At 70.5% G+C, this 4,506-nt stretch carries 3 protein-coding genes; 2 read left to right on the forward strand and 1 reads right to left on the reverse strand.

What is annotated here, in order from left to right; all coding sequences use genetic code 11:
• Positions 1–13: 13 nt before the first annotated feature.
• Complete coding sequence (locus QZV84_RS09365; protein ID WP_292828746.1) at positions 14–1,405, forward strand: FAD-linked oxidase C-terminal domain-containing protein; 1,392 nt, start codon at positions 14–16, stop codon at positions 1,403–1,405.
• Between the two features lie 243 nt (positions 1,406–1,648).
• Here QZV84_RS09365 and QZV84_RS09370 read toward each other — a convergent pair whose 3' ends face one another.
• Complete coding sequence (locus QZV84_RS09370; RefSeq protein ID WP_292828740.1) at positions 1,649–2,848, reverse strand: ROK family transcriptional regulator; 1,200 nt, start codon at positions 2,846–2,848, stop codon at positions 1,649–1,651.
• Positions 2,849–3,003: 155 nt separating this feature from the next.
• On the opposite strand from QZV84_RS09370, the gene QZV84_RS09375 reads away from it, so the two are divergent.
• Complete coding sequence (locus QZV84_RS09375) at positions 3,004–4,491, forward strand: L,D-transpeptidase family protein (protein ID WP_292828743.1); 1,488 nt, start codon at positions 3,004–3,006, stop codon at positions 4,489–4,491.
• Positions 4,492–4,506 lie beyond the last annotated feature (15 nt).

Raw genomic sequence — 4,506 nt, forward strand, 5'->3', positions numbered from 1 at the left:
GCCGCCGATTCGCGTGAGCGAACCCGAAGAGGTCCTCGCGCTCCTGCGCGCGGCGCTGGGTGATCGCGTCGAGACGACCGATGCCGCCCTTGGTGAGGCCCGCGCCGACAAGTCGGGGCATGCGGCATCCGGCATGCCGATTGCCGTCGTGCGAGCGGCATCCGTCCGGGACGTGCAGGAGACTCTGCGCATCGCGACGGCGACCGGCACCCCGGTCGTGACCCGCGGCGCCGGCACCGGCCTCGCCGGCGGCGCGAATGCGGGTGCGGGCGAGATCGCGCTGTCGATGCGCGGGATGGACCGCATCCTGGAGGTGCGGCCGGAAGATCTGCTGGCGGTCGTCGAGCCCGGCATCCTCAACGGCGATCTCAACAGGGTGCTCGCCGAGCGCGGACTGTGGTGGGCGCCCGACCCGGCCAGCCGCGACATCTCCACGGTGGGAGGCAACATCGCCACGGGTGCCGGCGGCCTGCTGTGCGCGAAGTACGGGGTCGTGCGCGATGCCGTCCTCGGCCTCGACCTCGTCCTCGCGGACGGGCGCATGCTCACCCTCGGGCATCGCACGGTGAAGGGCGTCACCGGCCTCGACCTCACCTCGCTCGTGATCGGCTCGGAGGGCACGCTGGGCGTGATCGTCGGCGCGACGCTCAAGTTGCGGCGACTCATTCCCGGAGCGGTATGCACCATCGCTGCGACCTTCTCCGACGTGCGGACTGCCGCCGAGGCGTCCGCCGCGGTCACCGCCGCGGGCGCCCAACCGGCGATCATGGAGCTGATGGATGCGGCATCCCTCGCCGCGGTACATGCCCTGCTGCACCTGGACCCGCCGATCCCGGGCGCGGCTCAGCTCACGATCCAGACCGACGGCCCCGCCGCTGTCGGCGAATCCGATGCGATCGCGGCGGTCCTGGTCGCGGCGGGCGGAACAGTGGCGCTCTCGCGCGATCAAGAAGAGGGCGAACGCCTTCTCGCGATCCGTCGCTCCCTGCACCCGGCGATGGAGACCCTCGGCACGACGCTCATCGAAGATGTCTCGGTTCCGCGCAGCGCATTGCCGGCGATGTTCGACGAGATCGCGCGCATCGAGCGCGAGCACGGTGTCGTCATCCCGACGGTCGCGCATGCGGGCGACGGCAACCTGCACCCGAACTTCATCTTCGACGCCGCGCCCGGCGAGGGCGGCGTGGCGGAGGTGCCCGACCACATCTGGGCTGCGGCCGACGACCTGTTCCGCGCCGCGCTGCGGCTGGGAGGCACCCTCACCGGCGAGCACGGTATCGGCGTGCTCAAGCGGCGGTGGCTCGCCGACGAACTGGGTGAGGATCAGTGGGAGCTGCAGCGGCAGATCACGCGCGTGTTCGACCCGGCCGGCATCCTCAACCCGGGCAAGGTGTTCACACCGTGACCGCACTGTGACCGCACTGTGACCGCACTGTGACCGCACTGTGACCGCACTTTGACAGCACCGTGACCGCACCGCGGATCTTCGTGATCGGGCTCGTGGTGGCTCCGGAGACCCTTGAACCTCTCGGCACGTTCGAATCCGACGCGGCCAACGAGCCCGGGCATCACGTGGTCGCCGCGGCCTTCCGCACCACGGCCGACCCCGCTGCTCGCGCTGAGGGCGAGGGGTGGATCTCTCGGGTTGTCAGGACACCCCGAGTTGTCCGGAGAGGACCATGACGGCGGCTCCGCGCAGGACGATGTCCTGGCCTTGCGCCGTCATCCGCACGCGGAGGCCGTCGTGGAACTCGGCGAGCGTGCGTGCACGGAGGGTCTCGACGGTCGCTTGCGCGAGGGGTCCGTCGAGAAGCTCGCGGGGGCCGGAGAGCACGATCTCCGACACGTCGAGCACGCCGACGATCGGCGCGAGCGCGATGCCGAGCCGCTCGCCCGCGTCGCGCAGGATGCCGATGCGCTGGTCGTCGTCGGATGCCGCGGCAAGGCGAGCGGTGAGTGCGGGCACGGCGAGCCAGGCTTCGAGGCAGCCGACCTTGCCGCACACGCAGACCGGGCCTGTGTCGGTTCCGACCGTGACGTGTCCGATCTCACCGGCGGCGAAGTGGGCGCCGCGCATGGGCCGGCCCGACGCGAGAAGTCCTGAGCCGACACCGCGGCCGACCTTGACGAGCAGGACGTCGTCGCCGGCGCCGCCGAACGTGTACTCGGCGAGGACGGCCGCGTTCGCGTCGTTGGCGACGAGCACGGGCAGACCGAGCGCCGTCTCGAGGGCGCTCTCGAGGTCGAAGCCGGCGCACCGGAGGTTGGGGGCACTCAGGATCACGCCGTGGTCGTCCACGATGCCGGGGGTGCCGACGCCGATGCCGAGCACCGGAGCGTGCGCGTCGCCGACCAGGGCGCGGGCCAGGGCGACGACGGTGCCGACCACATCGCCGCCGGTGACGACGGGCACTTCTCGGCGGGCGACGACCTTCCCGTCCAGGGTGAGCACCGCGCCGAGGAAGGCGTCGCTGCCCGAGAGGTCGATGCCGACGATGCGGTGACCGGCGCGGTCGATATCGACGAGGATCGCGGGCTTGCCGGGGCCGGACGCTTCGCGCACACCCATCTCGGCGACGAAGCCGTCGGCGATGAGGTCGGCGACGAGGTCCGAGATCGTGACGCGGGTCAGTCCGGTCTCGCGGCTCAAGTCGGCACGACTCATCGCGCCCTGGTGGAAGAGGCTCTGCAGCAGGAGCGAGCGGTTATGGCCTCGGACGTGTTCGGGAAGGACCTTGCCGCCCAGGCGCAGCGCACGGCCGGACCCGAACGTGCGAGCGTTCGTGGTTGCGTGCGTGCGCGTGGGCTCGATCGTCGAAGAGCCTCGCTGCGCTTCCGATGCAGCCATGTTTGTTAGTTCACCTTACGAACCTTCATCGCGCAAGTCGGCGGGCGATCGACGGCGCGCCTCGCGTGTGCCGCATCCGTGATGCACCTGTTGTCTCCCTCGGCATACGCGTCCCGTACAATTGGGGGAAGTGTTGACAGCCGGGGGGTGAAGGCATGACGGATCTGGTCACCAGACCCGGCGCCGAAGAAGTGCCGACAGAGGTCATCGACGCGCCACCCCCGCCCGGCACCACCGCACCCGGCGATGGGGACGGAAACTCCCCTTCGCTCGCGTGGGCACCGGCCGAACCCGCACCGCGCAAGCGGCATCTGGCACTGTGGATCGGCATCCCGGCCGGCATCGCCGTCGTCGCGCTGGTCACCTCCTCGCTCCTGCTGATCGCTCCTGGAACCTCCATCGCCGGTGTGCCGGTCGGCGGCCTCACCCCCGGCGCTGCCGCCGATGCCGTGCAGAATCAGCTCGCCGGGACCACGGTCGTGCTCGTCGGAGCCGAGGGCGACCCCGAGATCACCGGTGCAGAGCTCGGCGCCACCGTCGACGCGCGCGCGCTCGCCGACCGCGCGTTCAGCGAGCACCCGATGTGGAACCCGACCACGTGGTACGCCGACCCCTCGAGCGCCGCGGTGGGCATCGATGCGGATGCTGCGACCGCAGCACTGCGCGCGGCCGCACCCGATCTGTACGCCGACCCGGTCGACGCCACGATCACCTTCGATGCCGCCACGGCGACCTACATCGCGACACCCGCCGAGCCGGGCACCGGAGTCGACATCGAGTCGGTGCGTCTCGCGCTGCAGGCTGCCCTCGCCGACGGCGACACGCGCGTCGAACTCGACGCGACGCCCGCCGTTGTGGCCGCGACCACCTCGACGGCCACCGCCGACGCGAGCGCCGCGTCGCTGAACACCATGCTCGATTCCGCCGGCTTCTATGTCGGCACCGAGCGCACCGTGCCGATCGACCGCGCCGTCGCCGCATCCTGGATCTCGGTCGAACCGACCGGTGAGGGCACCTTCGAGATCACGGCCGACGCGGCCGCGATCGAGCCCGCCGTCGCCGGACTGGCGCCTCTGGTGAACCGGCCGGCCGAGGACGGCACCGTCGTCACGGACTCGACCGGAGACGTGCTGCGCGAAGTCGCAGCCGGCATGTCCGGTCGCGAGCTCGGCGACACCTCGACCGTGGCCTCGGACTTCGCCGCGCAGCTCTCCTCCGGCAACGCGGCCTTCGCGCTTCCGGTGACCGAGGTCGCGCCGGTCATCACGACGTTGTTCCGTCGCATCGAGGTCAACCTCAGTGAGCAGCGCGCCTACCTGTTCGAGAACGAGCAGGTCGTGCAGTCCTGGTACATCTCCTCGGGCAAGGACGGCTTCAACTCCAGCACGGGTGACTTCCGCATCCAGGCCAAGCTCGCCTCGCAGAACATGGGCAACCCCGACCTCACCAAGGCGCCGTACTACTACACGCAGAACGTGCCGTGGGTCATGTACTACAACGGCGACGAGGCTCTGCACGGTGCGTACTGGCACAACAACTTCGGAAACCAGATGAGCCACGGCTGCATCAACATGCCGGTCGACGCCGCCGCGTTCGCCTACACGTGGGCCCCGATGGGCACCGAGGTCTCTGTGCACTATTGAGCCGGACGCGCCAGC

This window comes from Microbacterium sp. (assembly GCF_011620715.1).
Lineage (GTDB): Bacteria > Actinomycetota > Actinomycetes > Actinomycetales > Microbacteriaceae > Microbacterium.